Source organism: Rufibacter ruber, assembly GCF_014138425.1.
In the GTDB taxonomy this organism is placed as follows: domain Bacteria; phylum Bacteroidota; class Bacteroidia; order Cytophagales; family Hymenobacteraceae; genus Nibribacter; species Nibribacter ruber_C.
In genome coordinates this window covers 12731-29648 of the sequence record NZ_JACJIQ010000026.1, presented here as the reverse complement: position 1 = coordinate 29648, position 16918 = coordinate 12731, and the positions used below count along the sequence as shown (strand labels likewise).

Here is a 16918-nt window from a genome sequence, read left to right as displayed (position 1 = left end):
ATGGCACTCCCAGATGCTGGATCTTAAACTGATTCAAACTGCCGCAGGAAGCGGGCGTCATTCTCAGTGAACAGGCGCAGGTCCTTGATCTGGTACTTGAGCATGGTGATGCGCTCAATGCCCATGCCAAACGCGAAGCCCGAGAACTCTTTGGAGTCAATGCCGCAGTTTTCCAGCACCTGCGGGTCTACCATGCCGCTGCCGCCAATCTCTACCCAGCCGCTGCCTTTGCAGATGTTGCAGCCTTGGCCTTTGCAGATGTGGCAGGTGATGTCAATCTCTGCGCTGGGCTCAGTGAACGGGAAGAACGACGGCCGGAACCGGATCTGGGTGTCTGGCCCAAACAATTCCTTCACGAAGTAGTACAGCGTATCTTTCAGGTCTTTGAAGCTCACCCCCCGGTCCACAAACAGGCCTTCCACCTGGTGGAAAACACAGTGTGCCCGCGCTGAAATAGCCTCGTTCCTAAACACCCGCCCCGGCGACAGCGTGCGGATGGGCGGCTTCTGGTGCTCCATCACCCGTACCTGCACGCTGCTGGTATGCGTTCGCAGCAGCATGTCTGGGTTCTTGCTCAGAAAGAAAGTGTCCTGCATGTCGCGCGCCGGGTGGTTCTCCGGAAAGTTCAGGGCTGAGAAGTTGTGCCAGTCATCCTCCATCTCCGGCCCCTCAGACACGTTGAACCCAATGCGTTCAAAAATCCTGATGATCTCTTCCCGCACCTTAGACAAGGGGTGACGGGTGCCTAATGAGTTGGGCACCGGCGGCAGGGTGAAGTCCAGGCCGGCTAGCGCGTCTGGCGTGGCGTTCTGCTCCAGCGCCTCCTGGGCGGCATCAAATTTCTGCTGGGCCAGCTGCTTGAGTTGGTTCAGTTCCTGGCCCACCTGTTTGCGCTGCTCTGGCGCCACCGTCTTCATTTCGTCAAAAAGCGCGGCAATCTGGCCTTTGCGGCTCACATAGGTGTTCTTGAAAGCCTCCAGCTGCTCCTTGTTGTCTATGGGATAAGACTCAACCTCCTGCGTCAGTCTCTTGATGTTCTCGAATAGCATACTGCAAAGATAAAGAAGTAAAGCTGATTGCGTAAGGATTTCTAAGGCTCCTTTTTCAGCTCCCCAATGAGCTGGTGAAACTTCTGTTTTCCGGCTAATTTCTGAAAAACAGGCCGAAAACAGAATAAGCCATGCCTGCACCAGCTGATTTCTGCTTCCCCTTCAGTCATTCTCTTTTGATATTTTGATCGAAAAGGAAGAGCAGCATCTTTCCATTTAAGGTGAACGAAGAAGTAAAGCCAGACGCCCGCAGGCCCCCGGATGGGATGGGTGTTGGGGCAGGCGGTACAGCGGCGGCAGGCGTACTGAAACCCACCCCTGCCCCACCCGGGAGGGGAGTGATCTGGCATGCGTGGGGCAGGTGCCAGATACCAGTACTTTGCAATGCGTGCTCTCCTGTGTTAACATCCCCCTTCGCCCCCTTCCAAGGGGGAGTATCGAAGTGAGTCCTGAGTCTTGAGTCCTTTCTTTTCATCTTAGGCAATTCAGCACAGATGAAGTAGCAATGCATACTGGAGCCTGTGCATGATAGGGGAAACAATTCGCAACAGGCAATCATCCATCAATTATTCCACCGACTGATGTGCGCAGCACGGGCTCGTCTCAGGCTAGCGGAACTACAGCATTTACCTGCAAACAATCTACATCAAGAAAAGCAATAGAAGGAGAGGAACCGAAACCCGTCCTGGGGGTGAGCGCCTCTGTTACTACGGTGCCGAAGGCAACGCCAAAGGCCTAGTTTTAACAGCAGTGCTCACCGCCAGGACGGGCCCCCGCGGCCGTGAGCGCTTACCGGAGGCAATAAAACAATGCAGTGAGTGAGGCACTGCAGCAAACGATAGAGCCAAGGGAGCAGCAGACTACGCATTCCAGCAGCAGCAGCAGCAGCTACAGACTATGCATTCCAGCATCTGCAAAAGCGGCAAAATGAAACAGTTGCTCCATTGAGGCACAGCATCCAACTGCCCAGCCAACACACCCGTCAGTCATATAAAGCAACAGCAGTCTCCCTTAGAAATAGAGAAACCTGTTTTGGGGCTGTTTTTACAAAAACAGCCCCAAAACAGGTTTCTCCCTGCGTTCACCTACGCAAACCCGCCGTTTACCTACTTTTCCTTCTGCTTAGCCTATTTCCCGTTGTACCGCGCGGCCAGACCTTCTACTTTTGGAACATCAACCAACACAGATATGGAAAACCAAGAGATAAATAAGACAGAAAACCTGACTGGCTGGGACAGGTCCCAGGGCCGGGGCGGTAGAATGCTGGGCGGCTTGCTGGTAGTAGCCGTGGGGGCGGTATTGCTGGCGTATCAACTAGACGTGCTGGTGCTGCCGCGGTGGGTGTTCTCCTGGGAGGTCATCCTAATTCTCATTGGGGTGTTCACCGGTATCCGGCACTCGTTCCGGAACCCGGGCTGGATCATTATGGTGCTCATTGGGGGCATTTTTCTGGCAGATGACATTGTGCCCAACGTTAACTTCAGGCCTTTCCTGTGGCCGGTGCTGATCATTATCTTCGGGTTGTTCATCATGTTCAAGCCCCGCCACCAGTGCAAGCACCAGTTCCGCCACAAAAGGCGGCCGGGAGGCGGCGTGCAGGGGCCGGGGCAGCCGCTGGAGGAGACAGAGCCCGGCGGGAGTGCCGGCTCCAAAGAAGACTACATCAACGGCACGGCCGTATTTGGAGGCATAAAAAAAAACATCATTTCTAAAGACTTCAAAGGCGGGAGCATTGTGACGTTCTGCGGCGGCACCGAGTACAACCTGAGCCACGCAGACATGCACGGCGAGGTGGTCATTGAGGTAACCCAGATCTTTGGGGGCACCAGCCTGGTGATCCCGTCTAACTGGAAGGTGCGGTCTGAGGTGGCGGCCGTCTTTGGCGGGGTAGATGAGAAAAGGTCCTTCACAGAGGCCATGGCCAACACAGACAAAATATTGGTCCTGAAAGGCACGCTCCTGTTTGGGGGCATTGAAATCAAGAGTTATTAACCCGCTGCCGCACGTTACATGCCTCCTTTCAGAATCATAGCGCTATATGTAGGGTGGGGCCTGCTGTGGGCCGGGGTGCAGGGGTGGGTCCTGTGCACAACGGGCTTTCCGGTGAACCTGGCCTTTACAGACGCCCTGCTTACCAATGTACTGGTGATAACCGGAGGCTGTGCCATGTCTATCACCCTTCGGTTTTACCGGCCGGGGGTGCGGCAGGTGGTGTATTTGATGTGCTGGAGTCTGGGGCTGGCAGGGGTTTGCCTGTTGATGTATACCACCGCCATTGAGCAGCTGCTGAAGCCGGAGACTGACTACCTGGCCTTTATAGACCAGACGCTACCCGTGCGGCTGGCTTTTAACTGGCTCATGATTCTGTTCATTGTGCTGCAGAACTGGCTCTGGCTCTACATCAAAGAGAAGCAGCAGGCCGAGGAGCGCAAGGCCGCCACTGAAAAGCTGGCCCGGGAGGCCGAACTGTTCACCTTGCGCCAGCAGTTGCAGCCGCACTTTCTCTTTAACAGCCTCAATTCCATCAGTGCGCTGGTGAACACAAGGCCAGAGCAGGCCAGGAAGATGGTGCAACAGCTGTCAGAGTTTCTGAGGGGCACGCTGCGCAGAGACAACCAGTCTATGGTGCCGCTGGCAGATGAGCTGCAGCACCTGCAGTTCTACCTGGAAATTGAGAAAGTACGGTTTGGGCACCGGTTGCAGACTGAGATTATCTGTGAAGAGGAGGCGCTGCCCCTGCAGTTGCCTTACCTGTTGCTGCAGCCTATTGTGGAGAATGCCATCAAGTTTGGCTTGTATGACACCCTGGATGATATTCTCATCAGAATCAGCGCCCATGTGCAGGATTCACTCCTGGTCATCTCTACCCAGAACCCGTTTGACGGAGAGCTGCTGCAGCACAAGCAGGGCACCGGTTTCGGGCTGGACTCGCTGAGGAGACGCCTCTATTTGTTATATGCCCGCCATGATCTGCTCACCACAGAACACCAGGGGCAGGTTTTTTCTACTACTGTTAAAATTCCGCAGAAGCTATGATCAAGTGTTTGGTAATTGATGATGAACCGCTGGCCCGCAGCATTGTCTGTGACTACCTGCAGCAGTACCCTCAGGTGCAGCTAGTGCAGGAGTGCAACAACGGCTTTGAAGGCGTGAAAGCCATTATGCAGCACCAGCCCGACCTCATTTTCCTGGACATCCAGATGCCCAAGATCAACGGTTTTGAAATGCTGGAACTGGTGGAGCAGGTGCCGGGCGTGATCTTTACCACCGCCTTTGACGAGTACGCCATCAAAGCCTTTGAGACCAACGCGGTAGACTACCTGCTCAAGCCCTTCACCCAGGAACGGTTTGACGCCGCCATGAAAAAGTGGCTGCAGAAGCAGGCGCAACCGGTGAAAGAAGCGCCCGCCAAAGCCCTGGAGGAAGTGCCCGCCAAGCAGCCTGAGGAGCAGGTGCGGGTGGTGGTGAAGGTGAACAATGACATCAGGATCATTCCTGTGCAGGACATCCTGTACCTGGAGGCCTATGATGACTACGTGAAGATCTATACCAGCACCGGCTGTTTCCTGAAGAAGAAGACCATGGGCTACTATGAGAAGACCCTGGAGGAAAAGCAGTTTGTGCGGGTGCACCGCTCGTACATCATTGCCCTGTCACAGCTCACCCGCATTGAGCCGCTGGAGAAAGAGACCCATGTGGCCCTGCTGAAGAACGGCACCAGAATTCCGCTGAGCAAAAGCGGCTACAGCAGATTGAAGGCGGTGCTGGGGATTTGACTGAACAAAGAAGCACCGCTTCCGCACCGCGGAACCTGGGATAGAAATTTCTGTTTTCGGCCTGTTTTGGCCAAAACAGCCCAAAAACAGAAAGCGGCTGCGCATGGGATGTGCCTATTCAACCTGAGGTAACTGCCGTTGCCGGTAAAGATGCCTAATGGCTTTGCCGGTGCCTGTTTGTTGGCAAAGCCTTCAGGTGCACTATTTACGTTGATTGGAATTTGACGAGGAAAAATATTTACTTTTTCTAATGGAAACTTTGGGAACAAAAAAAGTTTCCATTAGGTTTGCCGCCACAATCAACGGTAGGTATGGAGTTACGTGAAAGAATATTACAGACTGCTTTGGAGCTGTTTTTCCAGAAGGGGATCAAGGCCGTGTCAATGGATGATGTGGCTACGCGCCTGGCAGTGTCAAAGAAAACCATCTACAAATGCTTCACCAACAAAGACGAACTGGTGTTTGAGGCAATGAAGCCCTATATCAAAAGCCTTGAGCAAAGTTGCTTTACGTCTATTGAAAATTCTGAAAATGCCATGGAGGGGCTCTTTAGAATGGTGGAAATGGTGAAAGAGATTATGCGCCAGGTACACCCCAGCATTTTCTTTGATCTGCAAAAGTATCACCCCAGCGCCTGGAACCTCTGGGTGGAGCACAGGAACAGTTTTTTCCTGGCGCAGGTGAAGGAGAACATTCAGCGGGGAATTGAGGAGAAGCTGTTCAGGAAAGATATAGATGTGGAGATCATGAGCAGGCTGAGGCTGGCAGAGACAGAATTGGCCTTTAACTCAGACTTTTACCCTGCCACACAATTTGACCTTCAGAAAGTGCAGCTAACCCTGCTGGAGCACTACATGCTGGGGCTGTCTACTTTAAAAGGGCATCAACTGATTAATCAATACAAACAGATTACCGAAGAAGAATAAACACTATGAAAAAGTTTAAAAAAGTCAGCGGGAGTATGGCCGGCTGGCTTCTAATGGTGCTGCTCACCGCATTGCCCGCCTGGGCGCAAGAGCAGGCGTTCACGTTAAGGCAAGCCATTGACTATGCCTTACAGAACCGGGTGAGCCTAAAAGTGCTTCGCAACCAGGAGCAGATAGATAAAGCCAAAGTAGGAGAAATCAGGGCAGCTGGTTTGCCTCAAATCAATGCAGGGGTAGACATCAATCATAATTATATTCCACAGAAGTCTAAAGTAGACTTTGGAGCCACTGGTGTAGGTGGAGAGTTAAATGACTTTACCATCACCAGAGACCAAATTAACGGGAACGGTGACATAGTACTTAAACCTACTTATACTATTCCTGAGGGAATGTCTGGCCCACAAATACTTACATTCCAACAACCGTGGAGTGGAAGTGCTGTTGTCTCAGGTTCTCAACTCTTATTTGACGGTTCTTACCTTATTGGGTTAAAAGCCGCCGCTACTTACACAGAGTTATCCAGAAAGAACACACAACAGGGTGAAATTGAGGTGGCTGAGCAGGTAAGCAAGGCTTATTATGGCGTGTTGGTAGCCAGTGAGCAAATTCAGCTGTTAGACCAGAATCTTACCAGATTAGACACCCTGCTGCGCCAAACCTCCATCATGAACCAGAACGGGTTTGTAGAAAAATTAGACGTTGATAGGTTAAGGGTAAGTTTGAACAACCTGAAGATTGACCGTGACAAAGCCCAGCGTTTGCTGGAACTAAGTGAGCAACTCCTCAAATTTCAGATGGGGCTTCCGCAGGAACACTCCATTGTCTTAGCAGACCAATTGAATGAAAGTGCATTAGCCAATACAGAGTCTAAGATAAATACCAATGGTTTTACATATGCTAACCGCATAGAGTATTCTATTTTAGAGACCCAGCGGGAGTTAGCTTTACTGAACCAGCGCAATGTAAAGGCGGGCTATATGCCTAAATTAATATTGTCTGGCACTTACGGTTATAACAGCAATGAACAATCCTTCTCTAGTTTAGCAAAAATAAGAGCAACTGAGAGCGCAGGTATCAATCGCACTTGGTTTGACTTTGGAGCAGTGGGGGTGGGTTTGCAGATTCCTATTTTTGACGGCCTCCGCAAGAGCTATCAAGTGCAGCAGTCCAGAATTGAGCTGGAGAATGTACGGTTGGGCTTTGAGCAGCTGCAGCAGTCTATTGACCTGCAGCTCAGACAGTCTGACGCCACAGTGGCCAACACCTTAAGTGTCCTCCGCGCCCAGCGGCAGAACCTGGAACTGGCCGAAGAGATTGCCCGCGTGAGCCGCATTAAATATCAGGAGGGGGTAGGTTCTAACCTGGAGGTGATTACCGCTGAGACAGATCTCAGGGCCGCCCAGACCAATTATTACAGCGCCTTGTATGATGCGCTCATTGCCCAGGTAGAGGCAGACAGAGCCACCGGGGCCTTATTAGTTAAATAGTATTTAAAGAAAAGAACATACGTTCAGACATTCTATGAAAAAGCAAATACTCGCTTCTTTTTTAGCCATGGCTGTGGTTACAGCCTGTACCAACCAACCCCAAGACAAAGAAACCCAGTTAGCCAGCCTTAAAAAGCAGCAAGCTGAATTGACCAGCCAAATCACCAAGCTTGAAGGTGAACTGCAGAAAGAGGGCAAAGGCGCCAAAGTGGTGGCCGTTCCGGTTTCTGCGGTAACGGTGCAGCCAGAAACCTTCCGGCACTACCTGGAGGTGCAGGGCAGGGTAGATTTTGACCAGAACGTGATGGTGAGCGCAAAAGTACCGGGCGTGCTGACCAGTGTGCGGGTTAAACGTGGTGATCGCGTGAGCAAAGGCCAAGTGTTGGCTACCATTGACGCCGCCTTGGTAGACCAGCAGATTGCCGCCCTCCGGCCTAATTTAGACCTGGCCCGCACCGTGTTTCAGAAGCAGAAAAACCTCTGGGACCAGAAGATTGGTACCGAGATCCAGTATCTGCAAGCCAAAAACAATGTGGAGAGTCTGGAGCGCCAGATTGCTACTCTAAGGGAGACCAAAGCCCAGTATACCATCACCGCTCCCATTTCTGGGGAGGTAGATGAGGTGATCCCGAATTCCGGTGAGTCAGTGGCGCCTGGGGTGGGGATTATCAGGGTAGTGAACACCAGCGGTGGCAAGATCCTGGCCGAAGTCTCAGAAGCCTACGCCAGCAAAATCAAGAAAGGCGATGATGCGTTGGTGCTGATCCCAGACCTGAACCAGGAAATCATGACTACCGTGCGGGTAGTGGGCAGCAACATTAACCCTACCAACCGCTCCTTTACCGTGGAACTGGGCGTGAAGCCTTCTGAGCAGGGCAAAGTGCAGCTGCGCCCTAACATGGTGGCCGTGGTACGCATTCAGGACTACATAAAAGAGAATGCCTTGACCATTCCGTTAGAGGTGGTGCAGAAAGACGAGCAGGGCAACTTTGTGTATGTGGTGGAGCAGAAAGGCGGTCAGAAAATAGCTGCCAAACGCACTATCACCACCGGTACCTCTTATAACGGGAAAATTGAAGTGGTGGCAGGCTTAAAGGCCAACAACCAGGTGATCAGTGCCGGTGCCCAAAACCTGAATGAAGGCCAGGCGGTGCGTCTCTAATAAATCAAAAGGTGGGCTTCGCCCGATGAAGGAACAGTGCTAAAATCGGGCGGAGCCCTAACTTCCAAAGTATATGGAAAACTCAAATAACGTAAAAGAATTCAAGCCCACCAGCTGGTCTATAGATAACCGCACCAGTATCTATATCATCACCTTGCTGATCACCATTGCGGGTGTTCTGGCCTATAACCGGTTGCAGAAAGAAAACTTCCCAGACATTGTGATCCCTACCATGATTGTGACCACGGTGTACCCGGGTACGTCCCCGTCTGACATGGAGAACCTGATCACGCGGCCCATTGAAAAGCAGATCAAGTCATTGAACGGCGTGAAGAAGGTGACGTCTACCTCTATGCAGGACTTTGCCATGATCAACGTAGAGTTCAACACAGATGTAGACGTGGAGGTGGGCAAGCAGCGGGTGAAAGATGCCGTTGATAAAGCCAAAACCGACCTCCCCACTGACTTGGACCAAGCGCCTAACGTGCAGGAGATCAGTTTCTCTGAGATGCCCATCATGTACGTAAACCTCTCTGGTAATTTCAGCGCAGAGAAGCTCAAACAGTTTGCTGAGGACCTGCAGGACCGGATTGAGGCGCTGCCAGAGATCACCCGGGTAGACATTGTAGGGGCACTGGAGCAGGAGGTACAGGTAAACATTGACATGTACAAGATGCAGGTGGCCGGAGTCACCTTTGCTGATATTGAACGCGCCATTGCCACTGAGAACATGACCATCTCAGGCGGTACGGTGCGCGTGGGTGACATGAAAAGGGCCGTGCGCGTGGTAGGCCAGTACACAGACCCTACCGCCATTGGCGACATTGTGGTGAAATCCCTGAACGGAGGGAACATCTACCTGCGGGACATTGCCCAGGTCATTGACACCTTTGAAGAGCGGGAGAGCTTTGCGCGCTTAGAAAATGAGCCGGTGATTACCTTAAACGTGGTGAAACGGTCTGGCGAGAACCTGATTGAGGCCTCTGATAAAATTAATGCCATCATTAAAGAAGTACACGGGAAGCAGTTGCCTGAAACCTTGAAAATCACGGTAACCGGTGACCAGTCAACCCAGACCCGCCATACCCTGAATGACCTGATCAACACCATCATCATCGGGTTTATTCTGGTAACGTTGATCTTGATGTTCTTCATGGGTACCACCAACGCCTTGTTTGTGGGGCTGTCAGTGCCCATCTCTATGTGCATTGCGTTCCTGATCATGCCAATGCTGGGCTTCTCCCTGAACATGATTGTGCTGTTCGCGTTCCTGCTGGCGCTGGGGATTGTGGTAGATGATGCCATTGTGGTGATTGAGAACACCCACCGCATTTTCCATGACACCAACTACAGCGTCACCAAGGCGGCTAAACTAGCGGCAGGTGAAGTGTTCCTGCCTGTGTTGGCGGGTACGTTGACCACCGTGGCCCCGTTCATGCCGCTGGCTTTCTGGCCGGGTATTATTGGGGAGTTCATGTTCTACTTGCCCATAACGCTGATTCTCACGCTAATGGCGTCTTTGTTGGTGGCGTTCATCATCAACCCAGTGTTTGCGGTGTCTTTCATGGGTAAGGGCGGTGACCCTGCCAGAGGCCGTAAGAACTTCAGGCTCACCATGATCATCATGGCGGGGGTGGCTGTCTTGAGCTATCTGGCGGGCTGGTTCGGCCTGGGCAACCTGATTCTGGTGCTCATGGTGTTTGTGGCCCTGAACAAATTTGTATTCACCGGCTGGATCAACGGTTTCCAGAACAAAGTGCTGCCTGCCTTTATGCGCCGCTATGAGCGTATGCTGCGCTGGATGATGCTGGGCAAGAGGCCGTACGTGGTGCTGGGGTCTATTGTGGCCTTATTGTTCCTGTCTATCTTCGCCACGGCCTTGCGGTCACCCAAGGTGGTGCTGTTCCCAGAGGGGGATCCCAACTTTATCTATACCTACATTACCATGCCGGTGGGCACGGATCAAACCGTGACAGACTCTATCACGAAAGTAGTGGAGAAACGTGTCTACAGCGTGATAGGTGAAAATAACCCGAACGTGGAGTCTGTGATTTCAAATGTGGCGGTGGGTGCGGGAGATCCGCAATCAGGCAGCCAGCAGGCCGAGTCAAACAAAGGCCGCGTCACAGTGGCGTTTGTGGAGTACCAGTACCGCGAGTCAGGCCTGAGTACCGCCACCTACAAAGACAAGATCCGCGAAGCGGTGAAAGGAATCCCCGGTGCTGAAATTACCGTGGAGCAGGAGCAGAACGGTCCGCCAACCGGTAAACCCATCCTGGTGGAGATTGCCGGGGAGGATTTTGATGGCCTGGTGCGGCTTTCTAAGCAGGTGCAACGGTACCTTGACTCGGCCCAGATTGCCGGGGTTGAAGATTTGCGTACTGATCTGGAAGACCAGAACCCGGAGATCACCGTTGAGATTGACCGCGTGCGGGCCAACCGTGAAGGGCTTAGTACCGCCCAGATAGGTTCTGAGCTGCGTACGGCCATCTTCGGGAAAGAGGCCTCTAAGTTTAAGCAGGACGAGGAGGAGTACCCTATCCAGATACGGCTGGCCGAGCAGTACCGCAAGAACATTGACCAGCTCATGGGCATGGTACTCACGTTCAGAGACCCGTCTGGGCAGGTGCGGCAGGTTCCGGTTTCGGCGGTGGCAAATATCAAGTACTCTACCACCTACGGCGGCATCAAGCGCAAGAACCTGAAACGGGTGGTCTCCCTTTCCTCAAACGTGTTGGGCGGCTATAACCCTAACGAGGTGGTGGGCAACATCCAGACCGTGTTGGAGCGTTTCCCTACCCCAGAGGGCTATGAGATCAGAATGGGCGGTGAGCAGGAAGATATCAAAGAGACCATGGATTTTCTTTCTCTGGCGGCGGTGGCTTCTATTAGCCTGATTTTCTTGATCTTAGTGATTCAGTTCAACTCGGTTTCCAAGACGTTGATAATTTTATCAGAAGTTTTATTTTCCATCATAGGGGTATTGATCGGGTTCACTGTCTTTAATATGGACATGTCTATTGTGATGACCGGAATTGGGATCATTGCTTTGGCAGGGATTGTGGTGAAGAACGGGATCTTGATTGTGGAGTTCACAGATGTACTCTACGAGAAAGAGGGAATGGAACTAAGGGAAGCCATCATCATAGCCGGGAAAACACGTTTGAGCCCGGTATTGCTGACCGCTACGGCAACCATCTTAGGTTTGATTCCGCTGGCCATAGGCCTGAACCTGGACTTCTTCACGCTCTTCACCGAGTTGGACCCGCACTTTTTCCTGGGCGGTGAAAACGTGACGTTCTGGGGCCCGCTGGCCTGGACCATCATCTTTGGGTTGAGCTTTGCCACCTTCCTGACCCTGGTAGTGGTGCCCATGATGTACCTGATCAATGAGAAGATCAAAGACAGGGTGTTGCCTGCCCGCAGGCAGAAGAAGGAATATGTATTAGTGAGCTAGAACCCGAAAAAACAGATTTATAGTCTTTACCCATATGATGACCGCACAAGTACCCTCTATCACCCGCGAGGTTGTTAAAATTATCAGTAAAACCAAGGAGATCAAGCCTTCCCGGCTACGGGTGTCTTCTAACCTGAGCAAAGAGTTTGGGTTTGATACCGTAGACGTGGTAGATATCATTCTGGAGCTGGAGAAAAGCTTTCAAATTGTGATTCCAGATGAGGTGCCGTTGAACACCGTTGGTGATTTTGTTGATTTTGTGTCTGCGCATACCCTAAAGCAGGCCAGCTAATATTTAAGTTGCTCATTTTTGACCTGGAAAGGCGGGGGAATTTTTCCTTCGCCTTTCTTTTTTGCCTGTTTGGGAAGTTGTTTTAGGCTTGTTTTCTGGAAAACAGGTCAAAAACAGACGTGCTTCAGGGCATTTGACTGTACTGGGGTACCGCCCAATATAGCTGAGAATCTATTGGAGATGAATGTGGGTGCAGCTATGCGTGGTCTGCCATTGCTGGAATGCGTGATTTTTGTTCCCTTGGCTTGGCCGTTTGCTGGAATGTGTAGTTCGCTGTTGCCATGGCTGGGGTGGTTGACAACGGAATGTGTAGTCTGTAGTTGCTGTTGGCTAGCTGCTGCTGGAATGTGTTGCCTGCTGCTGCTGCAGTTGCGGCAGGAATGCGTAGTCTGCTGTTCCCTTGGCTCTCCCGTTTGCTCCAGTGCTTCACTTATTAAGTTGTTTCATCTTTTCCGGTAAGCGCTCACCGCCAGGACTGGTTTAGGTTCCTCTCCTGATCAGCTTCCCTTGTTTTGTCTGCCTCTGCAGGTAACCGCTGCTGATCCGCTAGCCTGAGATGAGCCCGTGCTGCGCACATCAGCCAGGGGCAGAAGTGTTGTTTATTTATTGCTGCTTGTTTGCCGCTTTCTCTGGTTCAAGTTTCCAACTTGGACCTATAATGGCGGAAGCTTTCAGCTTCCATGAGGCGGCAGCCTCACATTACCTCTGCCCTCTATAGCTCCCTCTTCTGCCCCTCTATGGCGCGGAAGTTACTTCCGTGCCTTCTAACTCCAGCTGATACTCCCGCTTGCGCGAGTCCCCAGACGCGTGCCTACTGATGACGGGCGGTCTCAGCCTGCCCTCGCGGCGCGGCTGCGAAACCAGGCATTGCTGCTTCATTCGTATTGAATTGCCTAAAGAAAAAAGGAAGGACTCAAGACTCAAGACTCAGAACTCACTCTGATGCTCCCCCTTTGAAGGGGGCGGAGGGGGATGTTTACACAGGAGGACACCCATTGCTGAAGTGCGTTCACCCGCCACTTGCCCCACGCATGCCGGACAACTCCCCTCCCGGGAAGGGTGGGTTCTATACGCCTGCCCCCGCTGTACCGCCCGCTCACCAGGCCCCGTACCGTCCTGATGAGGCCTGCGGGCGTCTGTGCCCATTTCCTGTTTTCGGGCTGTTTTCAGCAATACAGGCCGAAAACAGAAGCTAATAGATCTGCAGCCGGTACGCTTTCAACTCATTGTCTAACCCACGGGCATTGCCGCTGATGCGGTCTAGCAGTGCCCAGAATCTGGGGCCGTGGTTTTTCTCAACCGTGTGCGCCAGCTCATGCAGAATCACATAGTCGCAGAGGTGCTGCGGAAGGCGCATGAGGTGCAGGCTCAGGTTAATGTTGTTGGTGGCAGAGCAGCTTCCCCAGCGGGTCTTGGCGTTCTTAATGGTGACGTTCCTGTAAGAGAACCCAAACTTCTGGGCCAAGTGCGCCACTTGCTGCGGAAGGTACTGTTTGGCCTCCAGACGCAGCGCCTGCTCTACTGATGTTCTGATATACTCTTGCACTTGCTGGTCTTCCCAACCGGTCTGCACCGGGTACCAAACCTGCAACACGCCTTCTTTGAGCCTGCTTTTGAGTTGCGGAAGGGTGTGGGGCAATAGCTGCAGCTGGTGAAAGCGGGTCTGGAAGGTGTCATACGGGGAGAAAAGCGTCTTTTTCTGCAGCTCCTGCTGCTGGCGGGCCAGGTGTTTTCTGATCCAGGCAGCCTTTTCCTGCACAAACGCCTCGGCTTGCGCCATAGTGGCCCTTTTGGGGAGCGTCACCTGCACGCCCACGCCCGGTTTGATGCTGATCCTTACATATTTGGCGGTACTGCTGGGCACAAACTGAACCCTGCCCATTCCCTCCATCTCCTTCTCCAGAATCTCGGCCTTGGCCGCCAGACTACCTTGCTTTCTCTTCATATCTACAGCAAAGATACCACTTCGGCTCTGAAATAGCATTGGTGCCCGCAATCCCTGTTGTTGGCGGTACATAAAAAAAGCACCTCTGTTAGAAGGTGCTTTTTACATTCAGGAGTACCTGTACTAGGTGGGGGGCTGTGCGAACACCCCGGCAGAAGGCAACTCCCTGTTTTCTTTGGTGCCGTATTTTAACGCACGTTGCCGCCGTGGTCACTGTCATAGCTGTTTGAGCTGGGCACGCGGGTGCTGTCTGTGGTAGAGGCGCGTACGTTGGGTTCACCGTAACCAGTTGGTACGCCCTGGTCTGTGGGGCGGGCGTCTGGCGTGGCGGTGGGGTCTATTTCCTGCAGGGGCGTGCCTTCAACGGTGTCAAAGTGAGTGACCGGGGTTTCGTTTTGAGGGGGAATGATACCGCCGGTAGAGCCTTGCGCCCCTGATGAATTGTTGCCCACCTGCATGTTGCCGGCCTCTGGGGACGTATGGCCGGCGGGGCCGGAAGAACCCACTGCCCCGGTAGAGGGGGCGGTTTCACGGGCAGAGCCATACTGGCCCGCAGGCTCATTGCCGTACTTGGGCGTATGCGCTGATGTGTCAACCGTCAGTTCAGCGCGGGTAGGGTCAACGGGTGCAGGGGTTTGCGGTTTGGCAGGCTGGGAGGCTTCCCATACTTTGAATTTATCCATTTCGGCTTTGATGCTGGTCATAAACCAGGCCAGGAGGCTCACATCATCAATGAGGCCAATCACCGGTAACCAGTCTGGGATCAGGTCAATAGGCGACAGGAAATAAATCACCACCGCAATCCCCCCCACCACGGTGGAAGTGGGAATGCCGGTGTATTCCTTAGAAACGGCAGCCTTGATCAGGCGCGAAAGCGTGCCCAGGCTCTCAAACGCCTCTGTTGCAATAGTGCCGAAGTCTTTTTTCTCACTGGCTTTCTGGTAGGCGTCATTTAGCAGCTCCTTCACGCGGAGCGGTTGTTTTACGTATTCTTCAGCCTTCTTCAGGAACTTCTTGAAGAACGACGATTGGGACACATGGTCCTTATTTGGGTTTTCGGCTTCCATAGGTGTAAAGATAGAATTAGGTTTTAGGTCAAGCGGTGGCCGCCGTGCCTAACAGGGGCGAATTAACAAAATAAATAGATTGTCAGGCAGGTTGGGCGGCAGGAAAAAAGAGGAGCCGCAGAAGCTCTTGCTTTTACCGTTGTTCTATACTTGTTTTCGCTGTATTAGGTTAGAGCATGTTTAAATCTGTCTTTTGCGCTGCAAACGGGTATCAAAAGAACCTGGCTTCGCGGTTGACTCGCACCATTGCGCGCTGCTATGCTGCTCAAAAAACGCTATAGTAGAACCTTTCGCTCCCCGTTTTCGCTTGCAAAATCAAAATGTAAACAAGCTCTTAAAAGCCCGGGTGGGGCTATTTGCGTTTTTGGCCTGTTTTTCAGAAAACAGGTCAAAAACAGGAGCTGCACACAACCAGAAGCGCCTGCCCTTGGTGAAAGGCAGGCGCTTCTGGTTGTATAACCTCTTGGGGCGTTTGGGTTAGATGACCCGGCCGGCAGCGTAGAAGTTTCTCTTGTAGTAAGGTGAGTAGAGCGAGTTGATCATCACGCCCCCGTGGGTGGCGGAGTGAATGAACTTGCCGTCTTTCAGGTAGATGCCCACGTGGTAGATGGGTTGGCCGGGTCCACGGCGGAAGAAAACCAGGTCACCGGTCTCCATCTCGGTTTTGGCTACGCGGTCAACATCCTGAAACATGGAGCGGGAGCTGCGGCTCAGGGTAATGCCGTACACTTTCTTGTAGATGCTGGTCACAAAGCCAGAGCAGTCTGTGCCGCGCTGGGAGCTTCCGCCAGAGCGGTAGGGGGTGCCAATCCAGTCAGAGACGGTTTCCAGCAACTCCTTGTCCTCGGTGTATTCCAGCTGGAGCCCCAGGGACTGGGAGTAGTAGTTGTAGAAAAGGGAGTCTTTGAAGGTGAGCGACTTCTCTTTGGCGGCTTCGGCCAGGTTGTTGCCAGAGCTGTTGTTGGTCAGGACCCATTCCTCCAGCATCTCGGCAGAGGTGAGGTCTACCGTCTCAGAAGAGGCGGTGGCGGCAATAGATGCCGGGGCATCATACAGGAAGGAAAGCAATGCGGCCCCAAGGGCTAATGCAGACAGAACGTAATTCTTCATCATCTGTTTTTAATGGTGAACATCGGGCAACTCCGGCTGCAGCAGAGGTGACCGCGGCCCTTCCAACAGCAAGTGCAAAAGCAGCTTGAAAACAGGAAGAAAGCCAATTCTCAGATGAAATACCTTTGCTCAGTATTTCGTCATTATTTCAAAGCTAAAAACAAAACCTTTAAAAACCAAACCCGTATAAGGCCATTTTCATTGGGAGGTGGGGGAGCGTGTGGGGTGACGAAGGGAAAAATGTAGCGTGGCGGCCTCAGTTGCCGTATATAGCAACCGTAGATATGGAGATGGAACCGCTGGGTAAAAATATAAAAATAATTGAGCGCTCACCGTTTGCGCGCATTGCCCGCTGGGTCTTGAAGAGCCCCAACGTGGCCATGGTGCTGGGCAAAAGTATACACCTCAGCGGAGTTTCCAAAGAAAACTTTCTGCAGAATACCCCGTGGGTGGCCCATGAGTTAATCCATGTGCGTCAGTTTCAGGAGCATGGCTTTTTTAAATTCCTGTGGCTCTACTTGCTGGAGTCAATGCGGGTGGGGTATTATCAGAATAAATATGAGGTAGAGGCGCGCGAGGCGGGTACTAAAGAGAGTTATCTGGCCAGCGCCCAACGCAAAAAACCTGGTTCTGCCGTCTAAGCTGCG

13 protein-coding genes are annotated in these 16918 nt (G+C 52.5%); 9 read left to right on the top strand and 4 right to left on the bottom strand.

What is annotated here, in order from left to right:
* Positions 1–23: 23 nt before the first annotated feature.
* The gene (gene pheS / locus FHS90_RS20920; protein WP_182514451.1) at positions 24–1049 is read right to left on the bottom strand and encodes a phenylalanine--tRNA ligase subunit alpha; all 1026 of its coding nucleotides are present in this window, start codon (positions 1047–1049) and stop codon (positions 24–26) included.
* Positions 1050–2237: 1188 nt separating this feature from the next.
* Here pheS and FHS90_RS20915 point away from each other — a divergent pair.
* The 8 genes from FHS90_RS20915 to FHS90_RS20880 all read left to right on the top strand — a co-directional run bounded on the left by FHS90_RS20915 (position 2238) and on the right by FHS90_RS20880 (position 12149).
* Complete coding sequence (locus FHS90_RS20915) at positions 2238–3041, top strand: LiaF transmembrane domain-containing protein (protein WP_182514450.1); 804 nt, start codon at positions 2238–2240, stop codon at positions 3039–3041.
* Between the two features lie 18 nt (positions 3042–3059).
* Entirely contained in the window at positions 3060–4085 is a 1026-nt protein-coding gene (locus tag FHS90_RS20910) for a sensor histidine kinase (protein ID WP_066835558.1), read from the top strand.
* Positions 4082–4825: a LytR/AlgR family response regulator transcription factor gene (locus tag FHS90_RS20905; protein ID WP_182514449.1), complete on the top strand. Its 744-nt coding sequence runs from the start codon at positions 4082–4084 to the stop codon at positions 4823–4825. Before FHS90_RS20910 ends, FHS90_RS20905 begins: the two co-directional genes overlap by 4 nt.
* A 311-nt stretch (positions 4826–5136) precedes the next feature.
* On the top strand, positions 5137–5751 hold the full coding sequence (locus FHS90_RS20900; RefSeq protein ID WP_066835562.1) for a TetR/AcrR family transcriptional regulator: 615 nt from the start codon (positions 5137–5139) through the stop codon (positions 5749–5751).
* Between the two features lie 5 nt (positions 5752–5756).
* Complete coding sequence (locus tag FHS90_RS20895; protein ID WP_182514448.1) at positions 5757–7238, top strand: TolC family protein; 1482 nt, start codon at positions 5757–5759, stop codon at positions 7236–7238.
* 34 nt (positions 7239–7272) lie between these two features.
* The gene (locus FHS90_RS20890) at positions 7273–8400 is read left to right on the top strand and encodes an efflux RND transporter periplasmic adaptor subunit (protein ID WP_066835564.1); all 1128 of its coding nucleotides are present in this window, start codon (positions 7273–7275) and stop codon (positions 8398–8400) included.
* Positions 8401–8473: 73 nt separating this feature from the next.
* Positions 8474–11857: an efflux RND transporter permease subunit gene (locus FHS90_RS20885; protein WP_066835566.1), complete on the top strand. Its 3384-nt coding sequence runs from the start codon at positions 8474–8476 to the stop codon at positions 11855–11857.
* Between the two features lie 34 nt (positions 11858–11891).
* Positions 11892–12149 (top strand): acyl carrier protein, encoded by a 258-nt coding sequence (locus FHS90_RS20880; protein ID WP_066835568.1) that lies wholly within the window; start codon positions 11892–11894, stop codon positions 12147–12149.
* 1192 nt (positions 12150–13341) lie between these two features.
* Here the strand turns inward: FHS90_RS20880 and FHS90_RS20875 are convergent.
* The 3 genes from FHS90_RS20875 to FHS90_RS20865 form a co-directional block, all read right to left on the bottom strand.
* On the bottom strand, positions 13342–14094 hold the full coding sequence (locus FHS90_RS20875) for a M48 family metallopeptidase (protein WP_246387295.1): 753 nt from the start codon (positions 14092–14094) through the stop codon (positions 13342–13344).
* A 188-nt stretch (positions 14095–14282) separates the two neighbouring features.
* On the bottom strand, positions 14283–15161 hold the full coding sequence (locus tag FHS90_RS20870) for a YkvA family protein (RefSeq protein WP_066839652.1): 879 nt from the start codon (positions 15159–15161) through the stop codon (positions 14283–14285).
* A 477-nt stretch (positions 15162–15638) separates the two neighbouring features.
* A complete protein-coding gene (locus FHS90_RS20865) occupies positions 15639–16274 on the bottom strand; it encodes a C40 family peptidase (RefSeq protein ID WP_066839651.1) in 636 nt (211 codons plus the stop codon).
* Positions 16275–16555: 281 nt separating this feature from the next.
* On the opposite strand from FHS90_RS20865, the gene FHS90_RS20860 reads away from it, so the two are divergent.
* On the top strand, positions 16556–16912 hold the full coding sequence (locus tag FHS90_RS20860; protein WP_241499121.1) for a hypothetical protein: 357 nt from the start codon (positions 16556–16558) through the stop codon (positions 16910–16912).
* The last annotated feature ends 6 nt before the right edge of the window (positions 16913–16918 follow it).

Excerpts from the sequence above, each read along its gene's own strand:
- FHS90_RS20895 (WP_182514448.1), top strand. The coding sequence starts at position 5,757 with ATGAAAAAGTTTAAAAAAGTCAGCGGGAGTATGGCCGGCTGGCTTCTA.
- FHS90_RS20910 (WP_066835558.1), top strand. The coding sequence starts at position 3,060 with ATGCCTCCTTTCAGAATCATAGCGCTATATGTAGGGTGGGGCCTGCTG.
- FHS90_RS20905 (WP_182514449.1), top strand. The coding sequence starts at position 4,082 with ATGATCAAGTGTTTGGTAATTGATGATGAACCGCTGGCCCGCAGCATT.
- FHS90_RS20915 (WP_182514450.1), top strand. The coding sequence starts at position 2,238 with ATGGAAAACCAAGAGATAAATAAGACAGAAAACCTGACTGGCTGGGAC.
- pheS (WP_182514451.1), bottom strand. The coding sequence starts at position 1,049 with ATGCTATTCGAGAACATCAAGAGACTGACGCAGGAGGTTGAGTCTTAT.
- FHS90_RS20860 (WP_241499121.1), top strand. The coding sequence starts at position 16,556 with ATGGAGATGGAACCGCTGGGTAAAAATATAAAAATAATTGAGCGCTCA.
- FHS90_RS20870 (WP_066839652.1), bottom strand. The coding sequence starts at position 15,161 with ATGGAAGCCGAAAACCCAAATAAGGACCATGTGTCCCAATCGTCGTTC.
- FHS90_RS20890 (WP_066835564.1), top strand. The coding sequence starts at position 7,273 with ATGAAAAAGCAAATACTCGCTTCTTTTTTAGCCATGGCTGTGGTTACA.
- FHS90_RS20875 (WP_246387295.1), bottom strand. The coding sequence starts at position 14,094 with ATGAAGAGAAAGCAAGGTAGTCTGGCGGCCAAGGCCGAGATTCTGGAG.
- FHS90_RS20900 (WP_066835562.1), top strand. The coding sequence starts at position 5,137 with ATGGAGTTACGTGAAAGAATATTACAGACTGCTTTGGAGCTGTTTTTC.
- FHS90_RS20880 (WP_066835568.1), top strand. The coding sequence starts at position 11,892 with ATGATGACCGCACAAGTACCCTCTATCACCCGCGAGGTTGTTAAAATT.
- FHS90_RS20865 (WP_066839651.1), bottom strand. The coding sequence starts at position 16,274 with ATGATGAAGAATTACGTTCTGTCTGCATTAGCCCTTGGGGCCGCATTG.
- FHS90_RS20885 (WP_066835566.1), top strand. The coding sequence starts at position 8,474 with ATGGAAAACTCAAATAACGTAAAAGAATTCAAGCCCACCAGCTGGTCT.